Annotated in this window: 18 protein-coding genes; 8 read left to right on the forward strand and 10 right to left on the reverse strand. The window is 39.1% G+C overall.

What is annotated here, in order from left to right; translation table 11 throughout:
• Positions 1-160: 160 nt before the first annotated feature.
• From JM81_RS07075 to JM81_RS18665, 5 genes are all read left to right on the forward strand, one after another.
• Complete coding sequence (locus tag JM81_RS07075) at positions 161-4,087, forward strand: hypothetical protein (RefSeq protein WP_144801752.1); 3,927 nt, start codon at positions 161-163, stop codon at positions 4,085-4,087.
• A complete protein-coding gene (locus JM81_RS07080) occupies positions 4,087-5,250 on the forward strand; it encodes a gliding motility-associated C-terminal domain-containing protein (protein ID WP_144801755.1) in 1,164 nt (387 codons plus the stop codon). Before JM81_RS07075 ends, JM81_RS07080 begins: the two co-directional genes overlap by 1 nt.
• An 86-nt stretch (positions 5,251-5,336) precedes the next feature.
• Positions 5,337-6,071: a M15 family metallopeptidase gene (locus JM81_RS07085; RefSeq protein WP_144801758.1), complete on the forward strand. Its 735-nt coding sequence runs from the start codon at positions 5,337-5,339 to the stop codon at positions 6,069-6,071.
• Positions 6,072-6,110: 39 nt separating this feature from the next.
• A complete protein-coding gene (locus JM81_RS07090) occupies positions 6,111-6,881 on the forward strand; it encodes a M48 family metalloprotease (protein ID WP_089262233.1) in 771 nt (256 codons plus the stop codon).
• Between the two features lie 135 nt (positions 6,882-7,016).
• Positions 7,017-7,184, forward strand: a complete 168-nt coding sequence (locus JM81_RS18665) for a DUF6747 family protein (RefSeq protein ID WP_304435128.1) — start codon at positions 7,017-7,019, stop codon at positions 7,182-7,184.
• 102 nt (positions 7,185-7,286) lie between these two features.
• On the opposite strand, the gene JM81_RS07095 is transcribed toward JM81_RS18665, so the two are convergent.
• Together JM81_RS07095 and JM81_RS07100 are read right to left on the reverse strand one after the other, a co-directional pair.
• Positions 7,287-7,670: an ankyrin repeat domain-containing protein gene (locus JM81_RS07095; protein ID WP_144801760.1), complete on the reverse strand. Its 384-nt coding sequence runs from the start codon at positions 7,668-7,670 to the stop codon at positions 7,287-7,289.
• 243 nt (positions 7,671-7,913) lie between these two features.
• Positions 7,914-8,306, reverse strand: coding sequence for an ankyrin repeat domain-containing protein (locus JM81_RS07100; RefSeq protein WP_089262477.1), 393 nt, complete (start codon positions 8,304-8,306; stop codon positions 7,914-7,916).
• A gap of 305 nt (positions 8,307-8,611) precedes the next feature.
• Here JM81_RS07100 and gpmI point away from each other — a divergent pair, with 305 nt between their 5' ends.
• The 3 genes from gpmI to JM81_RS07115 are packed head-to-tail and all read left to right on the forward strand — an operon-like array spanning position 8,612 to position 11,752.
• Positions 8,612-10,129 carry a 2,3-bisphosphoglycerate-independent phosphoglycerate mutase gene (gpmI, locus tag JM81_RS07105; protein WP_089262237.1) on the forward strand — a complete coding sequence of 506 codons (1,518 nt, stop codon included), beginning with the start codon at positions 8,612-8,614 and terminating at the stop codon, positions 10,127-10,129.
• Positions 10,130-10,159: 30 nt separating this feature from the next.
• Positions 10,160-10,978 (forward strand): type I methionyl aminopeptidase, encoded by an 819-nt coding sequence (map, locus tag JM81_RS07110; protein WP_089262239.1) that lies wholly within the window; start codon positions 10,160-10,162, stop codon positions 10,976-10,978.
• A 9-nt stretch (positions 10,979-10,987) separates the two neighbouring features.
• Complete coding sequence (locus tag JM81_RS07115; RefSeq protein WP_144801763.1) at positions 10,988-11,752, forward strand: class I SAM-dependent methyltransferase; 765 nt, start codon at positions 10,988-10,990, stop codon at positions 11,750-11,752.
• Here the strand turns inward: JM81_RS07115 and JM81_RS07120 are convergent, their stop codons facing one another.
• The 8 genes from JM81_RS07120 to JM81_RS07155 form a co-directional block, all read right to left on the reverse strand.
• Positions 11,753-12,760, reverse strand: a complete 1,008-nt coding sequence (locus JM81_RS07120; RefSeq protein WP_144801766.1) for an FAD:protein FMN transferase — start codon at positions 12,758-12,760, stop codon at positions 11,753-11,755.
• Positions 12,757-13,119, reverse strand: a complete 363-nt coding sequence (locus JM81_RS07125; protein WP_089262245.1) for a Na(+)-translocating NADH-quinone reductase subunit F — start codon at positions 13,117-13,119, stop codon at positions 12,757-12,759. The genes JM81_RS07120 and JM81_RS07125 overlap by 4 nt, the downstream gene beginning before the upstream one ends.
• A gap of 71 nt (positions 13,120-13,190) precedes the next feature.
• Complete coding sequence (gene nqrF, locus JM81_RS07130) at positions 13,191-14,498, reverse strand: NADH:ubiquinone reductase (Na(+)-transporting) subunit F (RefSeq protein WP_089262247.1); 1,308 nt, start codon at positions 14,496-14,498, stop codon at positions 13,191-13,193.
• 2 nt (positions 14,499-14,500) lie between these two features.
• A complete protein-coding gene (gene nqrE, locus JM81_RS07135; RefSeq protein ID WP_089262249.1) occupies positions 14,501-15,259 on the reverse strand; it encodes an NADH:ubiquinone reductase (Na(+)-transporting) subunit E in 759 nt (252 codons plus the stop codon).
• A 21-nt stretch (positions 15,260-15,280) separates the two neighbouring features.
• Positions 15,281-15,928, reverse strand: coding sequence for an NADH:ubiquinone reductase (Na(+)-transporting) subunit D (locus JM81_RS07140; RefSeq protein WP_089262251.1), 648 nt, complete (start codon positions 15,926-15,928; stop codon positions 15,281-15,283).
• 1 nt (position 15,929) lies between these two features.
• Positions 15,930-16,682, reverse strand: coding sequence for a Na(+)-translocating NADH-quinone reductase subunit C (locus JM81_RS07145; RefSeq protein WP_089262253.1), 753 nt, complete (start codon positions 16,680-16,682; stop codon positions 15,930-15,932).
• A gap of 2 nt (positions 16,683-16,684) precedes the next feature.
• Positions 16,685-17,965: an NADH:ubiquinone reductase (Na(+)-transporting) subunit B gene (locus JM81_RS07150; RefSeq protein WP_144801769.1), complete on the reverse strand. Its 1,281-nt coding sequence runs from the start codon at positions 17,963-17,965 to the stop codon at positions 16,685-16,687.
• A 3-nt stretch (positions 17,966-17,968) separates the two neighbouring features.
• Positions 17,969-19,321 carry a Na(+)-translocating NADH-quinone reductase subunit A gene (locus JM81_RS07155; RefSeq protein WP_144801772.1) on the reverse strand — a complete coding sequence of 451 codons (1,353 nt, stop codon included), beginning with the start codon at positions 19,319-19,321 and terminating at the stop codon, positions 17,969-17,971.
• Between the last annotated feature and the right edge of the window lie 78 nt (positions 19,322-19,399).

Consider the following 19,399-nt stretch of genomic DNA (forward strand, 5'->3'; position numbering starts at 1 on the left):
AACCGCCTATTTTTCATGATATCAAGGCAATAACAATACCTTTTGCCGAACTTCCATGTAATTGAACCTATATGTATAATATTTCAACCTATAAATAAAGCATAATTAATAGATAATTCTATTTTTGTTACCCACTATTTTTTGCCCTAAAACGCTTAGTATGAAAGCCATAATATTCTTTTTCCTGATCGCATTGTTCACCGTACCAACGGTTACAGGACAAATAAAAATTGGAGACAACCCACAAAATATTGACCCTGCCTCTATACTGGAACTTGAAAGTTCCTCTAAAGTATTGGTCATTACACGTGTTACCACCGCAGAGATGGATGCCATTTTACCACAGCGGGGTGGAATCGTGTACAATACGGATGCCGAATGTATTTACTATTATGACGGTGTTGCTTGGATCAATCTATGTGATGCGGTCGATTTCAATATCACAAACGACCCCATAATAAATAATAGAAGCACTATTGCCATTACCCAAAGTAATGCGGGCTATAACTTGGAAGTGGCCAAGAACAGTATTTTAGGAAACAATATCGTAGATGGGGGTATTGGGGCCGTAGATATTGCCGATAACTCCATTACACAAGATAAATTGGCCGAAAATTCCGTAGGCTCAAGTGAAATTAGGGAAAATGCCGTGGGTTCCGTAGAGCTAAAGGAACGTAGTATACAAGCGGTGAACATAGCGGAACATACTCCGGGACATATTTTGATTACCGATGAAAACGGAATCGTGGTTTGGCAAGAGGCAGATGCCCTAAAAGGTGCCATTGCGGACGAATTTACCATTACCGGTGACGGTACATTGGAAAATAGGCTGGAATTATCGGAAGGTATACAGCTTAATATCTCCAACAACACCACCTTGATCGCGGACCATATCGTAGCGGATGAAGATACGGATGACACCAATGAACTTGTAGACCTGTCCTTTGATAAACTGACCAATACCCTAAGCATTAGCAAATCTGCTACGCCCAACGGGGGATCGGTAAATCTAGAGGCAGTTATAGGTTCAGATGATCAAGAATTGACATTAAACAACAATATTTTAACCCTTGAAGCTGGTGGCGCTCCAATAGACCTCACCACCTATTTGGACAATACGGACGAACAGACCTTGAGCATTAACGGCAATGTACTTTCCATAACCGGGGGCAATGACATTACCTTACCCGCCGGTGCAGCAGAAGTAGATGGGGACGTCAGGAACGAATTACAGGACCTGGCCTTTGACAACGCTACCAATATCCTAACGTTGACCACGCCAGGCACACCGGGCAATCAGGTGAACCTTAGTGGTTTGGCAGGAGGTGGCATTACTTCCTTGAACAACGGATTTATCTTGGTGGGCAATGCTACCAATGAACCTACGGAGGTTTCCATAGATGGAGATGCCACTATGAACAATATTGGGGAATTGACCATTAAGGACGGGGTAATTACCCCGGCTAACATAGAGCCCCTAACACCTACTCCCACGGTAAACCAAATGTTGATTACCAATACGGCAGGTGTGGTTACTTGGGTTCCCGCCGGATCCGGAACCAGCGCATTGGACAATGGTCATATTTTTATAGGTAACGATTTAAATACAGCAACACCGACTGTAGTACAAGGAGATGCCAGTTTAAGCAATAATGGAACGTTGACCCTATTGAACAAGGTAGTGGAAGGTGCAAATATTGCGGATGAAACCATTGTTTTGGAAAATTTAAATCAAAATGGCGCAACGAACGGACAAATTATTAAATGGGACCAATCCTTAAATGCAGGTGCGGGTGCTTGGACCGTGACCAATGATCTAACAGATGGTACGGGTATACCCACCTTGGCGAGTGGTACCATGTTAATAGGTAGTAACACAAACCTACCCACAGAAGTAACTATAAGTGGAGATGCAACCATTGCCAATTCTGGTATATTAACTATTGCCGATGATGCCATTAGCCTTAATAATTTAAGTGATATGGGCGCTGAAGATGGGGAAGTGTTAAAATGGAATGAAACAACTTTAGCATGGGAGCCTGCGGCGGATAATACAGGAACTGCCGGTGATGATAACCAAAACATTGAGGGTTCAGTTCTAACAGGAGAAGTACTCACTATAGGTATCGAAGGTGGCAACAACCAAGATGTGTCGCTTGCCACTTTCGCACTTGATTCTGAAGTGGCCACTGCCATAACAGCCTCTGAAACAGCGGACGGTGACAGAAGTGCCACCAACGAAATACAGAACATCACATCTACCAACGGCACGGTAACCGTTGCAAGAACCAATAACGATTTTGACCTTTCGGTTACAGGTGGTACCGATGATCAGAACATTGAGGGTTCAGTTCTCACAGGAGAAGTACTCACAATAGGTATCGAAGGTGGCAACAACCAAGATGTGTCGCTTGCCACTTTCGCTCTTGATTCTGAAGTGGCCACTGCCATAACAGCCTCTGAAACAGCGGACGGTGACAGGAGTGCCACCAACGAAATACAGAACATCACATCTACCAACGGCACGGTAACCGTTGCAAGAACCAATAACGATTTTGACCTTTCGGTTACAGGTGGTACCGACGACCAGAACATTGAGGGTTCAGTTCTAACAGGAGAAGTCCTCACTATAGGTATCGAAGGCGGTAACAACCAAGATGTTTCACTTGCCACTTTCGCACTTGATTCTGAAGTGGCCACTGCCATAACAGCCTCTGAAACAGCGGACGGTGACAGAAGTGCCACCAACGAAATACAGAACATCACATCTACCAACGGCACGGTAACCGTTGCAAGAACCAATAACGATTTTGACCTTTCGGTTACAGGTGGTACCGACGACCAGAACATTGAGGGTTCAGTTCTAACAGGAGAAGTCCTCACTATAGGTATCGAAGGTGGCAACAACCAAGATGTGTCCCTTGCCACTTTCGCACTTGATTCTGAAGTGGCCACTGCCATAACAGCTTCTGAAACAGCGGACGGTGACAGGAGTGCCACCAACGAAATACAGAACATCACATCTACCAACGGCACGGTAACCGTTGCAAGAACCAATAACGATTTTGACCTTGCCGTCACAGGTGGCACCGATGACCAGAACATTGTGGGTTCCGTTCTCACAGGTGAAGTCCTCACTATTGGTATCGAAGGTGGCAACAACCAAGATGTTTCGCTTGCCGCTTTCGCACTTGATTCTGAAGTTGCCACTGCCATAACAGCTTCTGAAACAGCGGACGGTGATAGAAGTGCCACTAACGAAATACAGAACATCACATCTACCAACGGCACGGTAACCATTGCAAGAACCAATAACGATTTCGACCTCTCAGTAACTAGCGGTCAAAATATAGCGAATGCAAACCTAAACCTAAATGCAGATAGAACATTGGGACTGGCGGGAAACAATCTAAGTTTTAGCGGAACTGGAAATATAAGAATTGGAAATAGTACAACTGTAAATGCAAATAAACTCCATGTAGAAGGAACTATAAGAGCGGAAGGAATTAGGAATACTTTTGGCACACTTCCCAGTAGTGTTGCCTATAGTTTTAATGATGACTCTAATACTGGTATGTATAGAGCTGCCGCCGATCAATTAGGTTTAGTAACAGGAGGAACTGAAGCTATAAGAATTGATACGGATCAAAATGTCGGCATAGGCACTGCAACTCCAAATGGCAAGTTACATGTCGTAGGCACTTCAAGATTTGATGGAGATGTTTTTGTGAACGGCACACAAGTACCAGATTACGTTTTCCAAAAATATTTCTTAGGTGACAGCAATTTAAAACCAGATTATGATATGCCAAGCTTGTTAGAAGTGGAGAATTTCATAAAGGCAAATCACCATTTACCCAACGTACCCTCTTATCATGATATTGAAAAACAAGGGGGAATTATCATCAATAAAACTACCTTAACCAACCTTGAAAAAATAGAAGAGTTATTTTTACATACCATTGAGCAGGAAAAGAAAATTAAGGCCTTGGAAACGACCAATAAGGATATGGCCAACGAAATAGAACTCCTTAAAGCGCAAATGGAGGAAATTAAACATTTGATGTTAGTAAAAACAAAGGAATAATGAATAAGCTACATCTACTTATTTTTTTCCTGATCGGCTCAACCGCATCTGCCCAAACTGCCCTGTATAATAATGGCAATTTACGTATTCATGAAGGGGGTTCATTGGGTTTTCACACCAACCTTATCAATGCCGCACCTATGGACGGCAACTTGGGATTGACCGGTTTTTACGGCACAGCACCTTTAATGGTTTCCGGTGAATTTACGCCGCAATTCCATGATGTGGAAATTGCAGTGGAGAACGACCTATTGCTGGCCCTAGGGGTCAATAATAGCAATAATACCAATTTTATTCTAGGCAATGTCCGTACACCGTTGACCCAACCTGAGATTTTTTATACCTTTTTGGATGATTCCTTCTATACGGGAGAAAACGACCTATCTAAAGTTGAAGGGTATGCAGCCATTACCAACAAACAGGAATTTATTTTTCCTATAGGTGACAGGACTTTTCTACGTCCGTTAATCATAAGATCAACCAGTATAAATCTTTTTGTAAAATGCGCATATTTTTATGAGGATGCCAACAATCCAAACTCATTCCCCGGCACATATAATACGCTAAATACGGCATTGGATATCGAATTGGTCAGCGATCAGGAGTTTTGGCGTTTGGAAGGTAACGTACCCAGTACTGTTTCCCTCACGTACAATGCCCGCAGTGGCTTGCAAGACCTTACGGACGATGTCACTAAAATCATCCCTGTAGGCTACAGTAAGCTTTCAGGAAGGTGGGTCAATTTAGCAGGCAGTGCCGCCACCGGTACCGTAAACGAAGGTATTGTAAGTACAGAGGAATTTGTTCCTGATGATTATGAAATTTTAACCCTTGGGGTATCCAAAATTCCGTATGAACCCTTGTCAAAAGAGGTCTTGACATTAGATAACTATATTGTTTCCGCTAATGGAGACGGTATAAACGACACTTTTTTTATCCCGGAAATAATGGATAAAGGAAATAATTTAGTTCAAATCTATGACCGTTACGGGCTCAAGGTTTTTGAATTCGAGAACTATACCAATGAATTTATTGGATTTTCTAATTTGAACAACATTCCCCTAAACGCCGAGAAAGGATTACCTGCGGGTGTTTATTTTTATACCATTGCCCTCATCGACGAAAAATTGAACTACCAAGGCTTTTTGTATTTGGCCCGATAGTTGAAATAAAATACTCATGGTATTTTCTATGACCATTTTTGCGTTAAAATTGGCTAGGACACATCTTAAAATCTTATTTTTAACTTATGAAGCGAAGAAATTTTATTCAAAAAAGCAGCTCTGCAGCACTGGCAATTTCATTATTGCCCACTGTATTTATAAAACAGGATGATTATGAATATTCCATATTGGAACTTATGGGCAAGGCTGATATTGAATTGTTCGGCAAAGGAATAAATCTTAGAAAGGAAGCCCATGACGCATTTTTAGAAATGAAAATGGCAGCCTATAATGCTGGTATTGATTTAAAGGTTGTCTCAAGTTATCGTGATTTTTCCCGTCAAGAAGCCATTTTTGAACGCAAATATATTACCTATACCGATCAAGGAATGGCACCTCTGGACGCTATTGACAAAATAATTGAATACTCAACGATACCCGGTACAAGCAGACACCACTGGGGCACAGATATTGATATTGTAGATGGTTATCGTAAAGTAGAAGGCGATGTTCTTGTCCCAAGTAAATTTGAAGCCGGAGGTCCTTATGAGGACTTTAAATTATGGATGGACGAACATTCTGAAACCTATGGTTTTTATTTGGTTTATACCAATGACCCAAAAAGAAGGGGTTTTAAATATGAGCCTTGGCATTATAGTTATGCTCCCCTATCCATACCTATGCTTGAACAATTTAGAGGCAAAAATATTGCCGCCCTATTGACCAAGGAAAATTTTTACGGCGCCGAACATTTTACCAAAGGCTTCTTACGATCCTATATCCAAAACAATATTTTGGATATTAATGAAGACCTTTTGTAGGCATTTTGTATTTTAGGCCCTGTATTAGAACACATTACCATGAACAGAGGAAGTTGGAAAATTAGAATATTCATAGGGTTGGCCATTGTAGCCTTTGCCTTTATACAAAAATGTAGCAATACGGAGGAAAACCCTTATACAGGACGTTCACAACATATTACCATGACTTCCGAGCAAGAAATTGCCATTGGCCTACAAAGTGCTCCGGAGATGGCGCAACAACATGGGGGCCTATATCCAGATCAGCGATTACAGTCATTCGTAGCCTCGGTAGGCAACAAATTAGTACAGAACAGTATTGCAAGGGAAACTCCCTATCGTTATGATTTTCATTTACTTGCAGATGACCAAACTATTAATGCCTTTGCATTGCCCGGGGGACAGTGTTTTATTACCTATGCCCTTTTTTCCCAGTTGAACGAAGCGCAACTTGCGGGAGTTCTGGGTCATGAGATAGGTCATGTTATTGGCAGACATTCCGCAGAGCGTATCGCAGATAGCCAAACATGGCAGACAGCCACAATGGGCGCTACGGTAGGTGCCGGGGATATTGGAGGTATTGTGGGTAGCATTGGCCAGAATACATTATTGAAAAATGGCCGTGGGGACGAATTGGAAAGTGATGAACTAGGTGTTCTTTTCATGATACAGTCCGGATATGATCCCTACGAAATGATCAGGGTCATGGAGATTTTAAAAGCTGCCGGCGGTCCTAATCGTGTACCTGAATTCCAAAGTACACACCCAGATCCCGAAAATCGTATTGAAAAAATCAAAGAGGCCATAGCAAAGTACAAAAACCAAGGTTAATCGATTATATTGGTCTTTTAACGTGCTACATATATTCCCAATGAGAATATTTTGTAACTTTGAGTAAGTCCCAAGCTTATTTTACCATATTGAATTGCCTTTATAGCTATGATGTAATCATAGAAGAACACTATAATGGGAACAATTACACATTTTAAAAATATATACGTTCAGGCGTTTGAAAATTGCAAACCTGGTATTTTGGTTTCTATTTTAAAAGTCTATTCGGTATTTTGTGCCTTAATGTTATTTATGGCATTATATGCCTTTGTATATAGAGCCGCAAACGGTTTTGAATTTTAACGCTTTTACTCTTTTACTTGAACACTATTTGGAGTAGAAATTCATTATACAATAAAGGCTCGTTGAAATTCAACGAGCCTTTTATATTCCTATGCTATAACTTTATGAATTTTCCTCAATAATTGACAAAACTTCCTTAGCATTGGACATTTCTGCATACTCTTTGGCAGTATAGCCCTTTTCACTCTTCATATTTAAATTTGCCCCGTTCAACAATAATACCTTTAAGACTTCTGCCCTATTGTATCTAGCGGCGAACATGGCCGGTGTCATTCCCAAAGATTTTTCATTTGGTCCATTACCTATGGCAATGAGACTACGTACCTGCTCCACATCTCCTTTCATTGCTGCTTTACATAACGGACTTATGTCATCGTTTACTGCACTAAACTCGTTATTTGCAGAAAATTCCTTGACCGTATTTGCGTATGATACTGAGAACGATAGTAGTCCCGCCAGCATCAAAATTGAAATTGATTTTTTCATAATTATTTCCTTTTAAATTGATTTAAATTATTGATAAAATAAAATTACACTATATTAAATGACAATAATTTAATTTAAGAAAGAAATAATAAATATTTAACATTCCTGAAATGTATATGGTGATACGTTAATTTTAATGTTACCTAATTTATGTTAAGCCTACCATTGAGCACAGCCTATAAAAAAGCCATTACAATATATGCAATGGCTTTTTTATCAAGTTAATTGATACAGCTATTAGCTTTAATTCCCTAGTGCCACTTCAATAATTTGTAAGGCTTCCTTAGCATTTGAAAGCTCCGCATACCTTTTGGCAGTAAACCCTTGGTTGCTGACAGCCTTGATATCCGCACCATTTTGAATTAGGAGTGATAACACTTCTACTTTATTATACCTTGCAGCGAACATAAGCGGAGTCATCCCCAAAGATTTTTGATTTACATCCTCGCCCATGGCAATCATTTTTTTCACCATTGCAATATCGCCCTGTATAACGGCTTTGCAAAAGGTATTTACTTCAACAACTCTTGTTAGATGTGTTGTTTCAGAAGTTGTTAATCTGTTGGATTCTTTGGCCATAGCATTGGCCCCCATGGCAAAAATTACCATAGCGATAGTTAACATTGATTTTTTCATGATGATTGATTTTAATTGATGAATTGATTCTATAGAAAAGACGCCTACAATGAAAAAATGTTTCACGCTTTAACAGACTTATAACTAAACTTTAACAAAGACGGGGCATTTGACCTTTAATGACCACATATATTGATTAGGTTATAACAAATTTATTGAACCCCCCTTAAAAATCTGTAAATATCACAAAAGACCAAAATTATAACTTGCCTGTTTGAAAATAGCGCCAGATCTAAAAAAGGCGGGTTTTCTAGTAGCTTAACTAAGTAGAACATAGTATTTTTGCCATCTAAACCTAAGTAAAGATGAACAAGAAAGTAATCTTAATGATATTGGACGGTTGGGGAAAATCTCCAGACCCTGCAGTATCTGCAGTAGATAAAGCAAACACTCCATTTATTGATAGTCTATATACCAATTATCCTAACTCCAATTTGTTGACCGACGGTATGAACGTTGGCTTACCGGAAGGACAAATGGGCAATAGCGAGGTTGGCCATATGAACTTGGGTGCAGGTAGAATTGTCTATCAGGATTTGGCCAAAATAAACAAAGCTGTCAAAGAAAATACCCTTAAGGACGAGCAAGTTTTAAAAGATGCTTTTGAATATGCAAAGACGAACAATAAAAATGTACATTTCTTAGGTTTGGTAAGTGATGGTGGCGTACACAGTCATACCAACCATATTAAAGGCCTTATTAATGCAGGGTACGCTTCCGGGGTAAAAAACATGTATATACATGCATTTACCGATGGTAGGGATGTAGATCCAAAAAGTGGCAAAGGTTTTTTAGAGGATTTGGTACAATTTTCCGCTGATAAAAATACCCAATTGGCAACCGTCGTTGGAAGATATTATGCAATGGATCGTGACAAACGTTGGGAACGTGTAAAAGAAGCATATGATGTCATAGTAAATGCGGTAGGTGAAAAATCTACGGATATAGGCGCAAGTATTCAACACAGTTACGATAATGAAATAACGGACGAGTTTATAAAACCAATCGTGATGACCACTACAGATGGTACACCCATAGCAAGTGTAATGGAAGACGATGTGGTCATATTTTTTAATTTCAGAACAGATAGGGGAAGAGAACTTACCCAAGTACTAAGCCAAGAAGATATGCATGAACTGAACATGCATAAATTAAAACTTTATTATGTAACCTTGACCAATTATGATGAATCGTTCATTGGGGTAAAAGTGGTCTACAACAAAGATAATATTGTTGAAACCCTTGGAGAAGTTTTATCCAAAGCTGGTAAAAAACAAATACGCATAGCGGAGACGGAGAAATATCCACATGTTACCTTTTTCTTTAATGGCGGCAGGGAAGTGCCCTTTGATGGAGAATCTCGCATATTATGCCCTTCCCCAAAAGTTGCTACCTATGATTTAAAGCCAGAAATGAGCGCTTATGAAATTAGGGACAAAATCATTCCTGAGCTACAGGAAGGTGAAGTAGACTTTGTCTGCTTAAACTTTGCCAATCCAGATATGGTTGGACATACAGGTGTAATGGAAGCAGCCATAAAAGCTTGTGAAACCGTAGATGAATGTGCCAAAGATGTAATTACTACGGCATTGGCAAACGACTATACCGTATTGGTCATTGCAGATCATGGAAACTGTGAAACCATGATTAATGCGGACGGAAGTCCAAATACGGCCCACACCACAAACCCGGTTCCTCTTATTTTGGTGGATAAGGATATTAAAAAAATAAATGATGGCGTATTGGGGGATATTGCTCCTACCATTTTAAAACTAATGGGTGTAGAAAAATCTAAATATATGACCCAACATTCATTGGTTTAGTATTTTAGGTTTTCCCATTTTATAGAACGTATGATTAAAATAAAAACAGCCGAAGAAATTGAATTGATGCGAGAGAGTGCATTGATCGTCTCCAAAACATTGGGTATGCTCGCAGCAGAAGTTAAACCTGGCGTTACTACCTTGCAATTAGACACATTAGCGGAAGCCTTTATCCGTGACCACGGCGCGGTACCCGGTTTTCTAGGCTTGTATGATTTTCCCAATTCGCTATGCATGAGCCCCAATGCACAGGTGGTACACGGAATTCCTAATGACAAACCATTGGTAGAGGGGGATATTATTTCTATTGACTGTGGGGCGCTTAAAAATGATTTTTATGGCGACCACGCCTACACTTTTGAAGTTGGTGAGGTTTCTCCTGAAATTAAAAGATTATTAGAGGTTACCAAACAATCCCTGTATGTAGGTATTCGTGAATTTAAAGTTGGCAATAGAGTTGGGGACGTAGGTTATGCCATACAAAAATTCACGGAAGAACATGGCTATGGTGTGGTACGCGAACTTGTTGGTCACGGATTGGGCAGAAAAATGCACGAAGATCCAGAAATGCCGAATTATGGTAGGCGCGGAAGGGGCAAAAAATTTGTGGAAGGAATGACGGTCGCAATTGAACCTATGACCAATATGGGCACCAAACATATTAAACAATTAAAGGATGGCTGGACAATTTTAACAGCTGACGGTAAGCCCAGTGCTCACTTTGAACATAATGTTGCCATCGTAAACGGTAAGCCAGAGCTACTTTCCACATTTAAATATATTTACGACGAATTAGGTATTGAAAGCAATGAAGAAGATGAATTTAGGGCTTCTCCAATAGCAAACTAAACAAGGTAGATGAAGAAAATTTTTAAATTTTTTCTAAACCTTGTTCCCAGACCTGTACTGATATCATTAAGCTATTTGGTAAAACCTTTCTTTCAAATTTATTACCGTGGTAATTCCTATGAAGACCCTATAGACGGAAAGAAATTTCGTAGCTTTTTACCTTATGGTTATGAACATCCCCGCGAAAATGTTTTATCACCTTCTACCCTATCCTTGGAACGTCATAGGTTACTTTGGTTATTTTTAAAAAACGATACAGACTTTTTCTCCACTCCTTTACATGTCTTACATTTTGCCCCTGAACAAGCATTCTATAGGCGATTTAAAAGACTGAAAAACTTAAAGTATGTTACTACGGACTTAAATTCCCCTTTGGCAGATGTTAAAGCGGATATCTGCAATTTGCCATTCAATGACGATACCTTTGATGTTATTCTATGCAACCATGTACTTGAACATATTCCTGACGACACCAAGGCACTGAAAGAACTTTATAGGGTTATGAAACCAGGTGGCTGGGGAATATTCCAAGTACCACAAGAACTAGACCGTGAACGTACATTTGAAGATAATACCATTGTGGATAAGGTTGAACGTGCAAAAATATTTGGTCAATACGACCATGTACGTATTTATGGTAAAGATTACTTTAATAAGCTGAGAAGCGTTGGCTTTATGGTTACCGAAATAGCGTATACCAATGAACTATCGCCTAGGGAAATTGATAGATACAGGTTGGCAAAAGGCGAAATTATACCCTTTGTTCGTAAATGATCAGTGAACTACTACATCCTTGAAACCTGTGGTCAAAAATTCCTGTGTTTCGCCAAATTCATCGGAATAAATGATATAAGCCTCTAACGTTTCATTTTCCGCTATCAGTTTAAAAGCTTCATCTAATTCCATGGCCATAAAAGCGGTAGCATAAGCATCAGCAGTTGCACAATTATCTGCCAAAATAGTCACTGCCAATGTGTTGGAAATTTGAGTAAAACCTGTTTTAGGATTTACGGTATGAACATACTTTTTACCTGTCGTATCATCAATCCTAAATTTTCTATAATTACCAGATGAAGCCAATGCGCGATCGTTTAGATTAATGAGTATCTTGGCTTTTCTATCAACCATCATCTCTGGATCATCTATACCCACCACCCAAGATTTTCCTTTTAAGGTATTTTTACCTTTTGCCACTAATTCACCACCAACCTCAATTAAATAATTTTGCACACCTTTGGCATCTAACATTGTTGCAAGTCGGTCTATGGAGTAGCCTTTAGCTATTGCATTAAAATCTATATATATGTTAGGTGCAGTTTTTTTCACGTGATTTTCAGCAGTTAAAGACACTTTATCAAAACCCACGTATTGTAAAAGACTATCTACTTTTGCACTATCCATAGTTATTTGGCGCTCAGGCCCAAAACCCCATGCATTTACCAAAGTACCAACGGTAGGGTCAAAAAATCCACGTGTATTTAAATGAATATCTTTTGCAAGCTTAAAAACTTCCTGAAACATATGATCTACCACCAAAGTCGTATCCCCATTATTGATTTTTGAAATATCAGAATTTGGAATATAAGTGGACAATGATCGGTTGATAACCGTAAAAACGGAATCTATTTCATTTTGTACGTTGATTTTTTCATCGGATATGACAACTATATTATATGATGTTCCTAATGCACCTCCAGAATAATCACTTCTAAAATTGCCTTCTTTTTTACAGGATACCCCACAAACCGATATTATCAATATTACTAAAAGCCATTTTCTCATATCTCTACCAAACCATCAAAATCAACAATATATTCTTCGTTTAAGTATACCGGTAAATTATGGTCTGCCGCATTGACCAAACCTACACCTGCATAAAAAGTGGTAGCTTCAAATTTAAGCGCATGCTCTTTCATTTTCTTAAGATCTGACATAAAAAAATCCATGTCCTTTGGATCAGCAGGATATTCTATAGCCTTGACCACCACAAAACGCATTTTTTTTTCCTTTATACATACAAATTGCGGGTTCTTACGCAGCTCACTGTTTACAGCCAAAAACTCAAAACCATCTTCCTCTAACTGTTTGCCCACAATGTTCATGGCCAAATTATGTAATTCCTGTTCAGTTAAAACGTGCATTTCATTCTTTTTTACAAAAAAACCGATATAAAGTATATCGGTTATGTTATTTAAAATCAGATAGTTATAATCTATCCGCCAAAATCGTCAAATCGGATATGCTCATCTGGAATACCGAAATCTTCTCCCATTTTTTGAACGGCCTTGTTCATCAATGGAGGACCACAGAAATACAACTCGATATCCTCAGGAGATTCATGGTGACTTAAATAGTTATCTATTACACAATTATGAATAAATCCTACAAAACCATCACCGGGAGCATCTATATTCTCTTTTACTTTCCAATTATCCTCTTCTAAAGGTTCGGATAATGCCAAGTAGAATTTAAAGTTTGGAAATTCCTCTTCCAATTTATAGAAGTGATCCAAATAGAACAATTCTCTCTTGGAACGACCACCATACCAGTATGTTACTTTTCTCTTTGTCTTTAAGGTTTTGAATAGATGGTATAAATGTGAACGCATGGGCGCCATACCTGCACCACCACCTACGTACAACATTTCTGAATCTGATTCATTGATGAAGAATTCACCGTAAGGACCAGATATTGTACACTCATCACCAGGCTTCAAGTTAAAGATATAAGACGACGCAACACCAGGGTTAACATCCATCCAACCATTCTTAGCACGATCCCATGGCGGAGTAGCAATACGTACGTTCAACATAATTTCTCTACCCTCAGCAGGGAAAGAAGCCATTGAATAAGCTCTCTCAACAGTTTCCGGATTCTTCATTACCAAAGGCCAAAGGTTGAACTTATCCCACTCAGCTTGAAACTTATCCGGAGTTTCATGTTCCTCTGGGTGCGCAGTAATATCGATATCAGCATACTTTACCTCACACTCAGGAATCTCAATTTGGATATAACCGCCAGCTTTATAGCCCATATCCTCAGGAATTTCGACTACAAATTCCTTAATAAAAGAAGCAACGTTATAATTACGAACCACTTTTGCAGGCCATTTCTTTATACCGAATACTTCTTCAGGAATGGTAATTTCCATGTCTTGCTTTACCTTGACCTGGCAAGCTAAACGTGCACCATGATTCAATTCTTTTTTGGAGAAATGAGGAGTTTCAGTAGGTAAGGCCTCACCACCACCAGATAAAACATGACACTCACATTGAATACATGTTCCGCCACCACCACAAGCGGAGGGTAAAAACACTTTTTGGTTCCCCAAAGTGGACAATAATGAACCACCAGAGGCCACTTCTATCTTCTTTTCCCCATTAATGGTTATGGTCACAGGACCAGAAGGAGATAATTTTTGTTTTGTAAACAGAAGTAATGCAACCAATACCATTAATAGTATTAGAAATGCGACAACGGTTATTAGTATAGTTCCGCCAGTACTTGCAGCTAAAATCATATTTATTTTTTTACGTCGTTATATGAAATGACCTTTTCGTCAACTTCAGTTTTCTTTTCTACAATCTCTTCCTTAGGTTCAACAACTTCCAGTTGTTGTACTTGGTTTACTTGTTCGGTAGCTTCTTCCGTCTCCTCGCCACCGCCAGTCAACATTCCCCCAAAACTTTGAAAACCGATTCCCATTAAACCGGTAATGATAAAAGTTATTCCAAGCCCTCTTAAAGGTGCAGGTACATTACTGTATCTGATTTTTTCTCGTATTGCCGCAATCGCCAAAATAGCCAAGAACCAACCTATACCGGAACTAACCCCGTAATTAAATGCCAAGCCCAATGTTTCAATTTCCCTAGCCTGCATAAATAGTGATCCGCCTAAAATTGCACAGTTTACCGCAATCAATGGCAAGAATATACCAAGTGAATTGTATAATGAAGGAGAAAATTTTTCTACCACAATTTCTACTAATTGTACCATAGTAGCTATGGTTGCTATAAATAAAATAAAGGATAGAAAGCTAAGGTTATATTCGGCATACTCTGGACCTAACCAAACCAATGCACCATCTTGTAACAAGTATTTATCCAACAACCAATTTAAAGGCACCGTAACCGCCAATACGAATATTACAGCAGCACCTAAACCAACCGCAGTAGCCACTTTTTTGGATACCGCCAAATAAGAACACATCCCTAAAAACACAGCAAATACCATGTTATCAATAAAGATGGACTTAAAAAATAATTCTACATGTTCTAACATAATTTCTACTTAAATGTCTGTTTAATTCTCTTCTACAAGTGCAGGATTCCTTGAACGCTGTACCCAGATTATAATACCTACTACAATTAAGGCGGCCGGAGGAATAATCATGAAACCATTGTTCTCATAACCAGTAGCATATAATCCGGTTTTGGCTATAGGATCCCCAAGCACAGGAATACCAAACAGTGTTCCTGAACCTAAAAGCTCCCTAAAGAACCCAACTATAACAAGGATTACACCATAACCTAGAGAGTTACCTATACCATCTAAAAATGAACGCCATGGTCCGTTAGCCAAAGCAAATGCTTCAAAACGCCCCATGATTATACAGTTCGTAATAATAAGACCAACGAATACAGCTAACGTTTTACTCAACTCATAGGCAAAAGCTTTTAAGACCTGATCCACTATAATTACCAATGTTGCCACAACGATCAACTGAACGATGATTCTAATTTTTGACGGAATTATATTTCTCATTAAGGAGATAACTACGTTACCTGCTCCTAAAACGAACATTACCGAAATAGCCATAACCAATGACGCTTTTAATTCTGCCGTAATAGCCAAGGCAGAACATATACCTAATACCTGAATGGTGATAGGGTTATTATCCGCAAGCGGATCCGTAATTAGATTTGTATCTTTTTTTGAGAGTAGTGCCATATTACTTTGCTCTAATGGTTTCTAAATAAGGTTTGTATAATTTAACGGTTTCCCTGATCATTGCGGATACACCGTTACCTGTGATCGTAGCACCTGCCAAGGCGTCTACTTCATTATCGTCTTTGGTATTGTTTAAAGGGTCATTGTTTCCTTTAGCAACATCAATACCCGCATACTGGGTGCCTTTTAAAATGGTTTCCCCTTTAAAGTCATCCATAAAATAACGCATCTTGATATTAGCACCTAAACCGGGAGTCTCTCCTTTATGGTCAAAATAGACACCTTGAACAGTCATTGTATTATCTAATGCGATAAAGCCCCAAATAGCGTCCCAAAGCCCTTTACCGTACATAGGAATGATATAAAATTTCTTTCCATCCTTTTCTCCTATAAATACGGGCAACTTATAATCTTCGCCTTTTTTTATATTGGCCAATTGCTTTTTTAAATCAATTAAGTATGCTTCATCATCTTGGGTAATCTGATCACCTTGGATCACCAATTGTTCCTTGATGTAACTTGCAAACTCATCCTCTACAACATCCGTAGGTATAAAATTAACACTACCTGCGTCATCTCCATTTTCATTTACGCCCATAGCGTAAAGAATGTTCTGCTGTTTTTCAAAACGCTCGTTCTCTTTGATATTTGGACGCAATGCCGATGCCAAAAAAGCTAGAATCGACCCTACGACCACAACCATAACGGCCGCAAAAATTACGGTATAACTGTTTTTATCTGTACTAATTGCCATAATTAAACTGTTTCAGCTTTAAGTTCTTCTGCTTTACCATCTGAATCCTTTGGATAGATCGTAGCATCTTTTAATCGGTTCATTCTTCTTTTAATATTACCCCGTACCACATAATGGTCTATAGTTGGTGCAAATACGTTCATTAATAAGATAGCCAAGAACACCCCTTCTGGATATGCTGGATTGAATACACGAATCATTACGGAAATAAACCCAATAAAGAAACCATAATACCATTTGCCCTTATTGGTCTGGGATCCCGTTACCGGATCAGTAGCCATATAGACAATTCCAAATGCTAGTCCACCAACAATGAGATGTTTCCAAAACTCAAAACTCATTAAACCATAAAATTTGCTAGACTCTGCAACCCATCCCAAATCTACTACCTGGTTAAAAATAAAGCCCATTACCAATGAACCAATTACGGCACTTACCATAATTCTCCAGCTGGCAATTTTGGTAAAAATCAAGAATAATCCACCCAAAAGAATAAGAAAAGCAGAGGTTTCACCTACAGAACCAGGAATAAATCCATAAAACATATCCGATACGGAATAGGACATTTCCGCTCCTTTATTCTGTGCCAGATATCCTAAAATTGTTTCTCCTGAAATAGCGTCCAAATTAGCACCGGCCAAAATTTCCTCCGATCGTTCACGTGCACCATGTACCCAAACCTTATCACCACTCATCCAAGTAGGGTATGCAAAAAATAAAAAGGCCCTAATTGTCAATGCCGGATTCAAAATATTCATTCCGGTACCACCAAACACCTCTTTACCGATTACCACACCGAATATTACGGCTACGGCCAACATCCATAACGGAGTATCTATAGGTACGATTAGAGGAACCAACATACCGGTAACCAAATACCCTTCCTCAACTTCATGACCCTTGATAACGGCAAATATAAATTCCACTATAAGACCTACACCATAGGAAACCACCACTAACGGCAATACCTTTATAATACCGATCCAAAAATTGTCCCAGGTAAGAAAATCGTTCATTAATGAAAAATCCGCAGGAAATCCATTTATGGCAGAGTAATGCTGATACCCTGCATTGAACATAGAAAATATCAACACCGGTATCAAAGCCATGATTACCGTGTTCATTGTTCGTTTTAAATCATCTGCCGCTTTTACGTGTGTACCACCTGCATGGGTAGTTTCATCCGGCGCAAACAAAAAAGTATGAAAAGCGTTGAAGGCAGGCGCCATCTTTTTACCCTGATACTTTAGTTTAAGTTCGTGTAATTTACTTTTTAAACTCATTTCTTATCCTATTTCTTTTTGCAATAAATCTAACCCCTCACGAATAATTTTTTGGTGTGGTTGTTTGGAAATACATATAAACTCCGTTAACGAAAAATCTTCCGGAGCCACTTCATATAAGCCCAACTGTTCCATCTCATCCAAATCCTTTACCATGCACGCTTTTAAAAGCTGCATAGGATAAATATCCAACGGGAAAACCTCCTCATATTGGCCAGTTACCACAAAGGCCCTGTGCTCACCATTGGTATTGGTCGTTAAATCATACTTTTTATTTGGCTGTAACCATGAAAACGTTAATGCCCTGGTAGCTGAAATTTTATTAAATACCGGCTTGTTCCATCCAAAGAACTCATAGTCATCACCCTCTGGTATTACGGTTACCGTATTATTATAAGTTCCTAAATAACCATCTGGCCTACTTTTGGAACCGGTTAACACATCACCATTGATTACACGAAAATTTTCTTCATTTACACCACTGGCATATAAAAAGGTAGAAATTTCCGCACCAATTTTGGTTTGATAATATTTAGGCGATTTAACCGAAGATCCCACAAGAGCAACAATACGTTCCGCATTATATTTTCCTGTAAGTAAATATTCGCCAATAATAACCAAATCTTGGGGAGATACCGTCCATACCAATTCCCCTTTGTTGATTGGATCTATTCTATTGATCTGGGTACCGACCAAACCTGCCGGATGTGGACCGGATACTTTATGTAATTCCACCCCTTTTAAAGTTGATAAAGGAGAAGTTCCTTTGGCATCTACGGAGACATGCACTTTACCCGGCGTTAATTTACCCAATGCGGTAATTGCCGCCTGCAATTCCTTTTCCTTACCCTGTAGCACATAATTTACATTTGCCTGTAACGGGGCACTGGCATAGCCTGAAACAAAGATTGATTTTGGCGTAGTATCAGGATTAGCGATAACATCATAAGGACGTTGCTTAATGAACGGCCAGCATCCACCTTTTAACAATGAAGTCTTGATCTCTGCCTTAGACGCTTTTTCCACATCTAACACAGACCCTGTAACGGACTCCTGTGTTTTGTCCGCCAAGATTTTCAATGTCAAAATGCGTCTTCTATCCCCTCTTTCTATCTCAATAAGCTCACCACTTACTGGAGAAACAAAAAGCATTTCTTCTATATTCTTATTATAGAACAGCGGCTCACCGGCTTTGACTTCGGCACCTTGCTTTACCAACATCTTAGGGGTAATACCATGAAAATCACTAAGCTGAATTGCGTAAACATTACTTAGAACAGCTTTTGAAGTAGCTTGTTCCGCGGCGCCCACCAGGTTAATATTGAGCCCTTTTTTAATTCGTATGTCTTTGGACATTTGCGTGTAGACCTTTAGGTTAACAAAATTTGACGCAAATTTAAGTACAAAAACTTCGTTTTCATAATTATTACCCCA

Origin of the sequence: Maribacter sp. MAR_2009_72, from assembly GCF_007827235.1 — a bacterium.
Lineage (GTDB): Bacteria > Bacteroidota > Bacteroidia > Flavobacteriales > Flavobacteriaceae > Maribacter > Maribacter sedimenticola.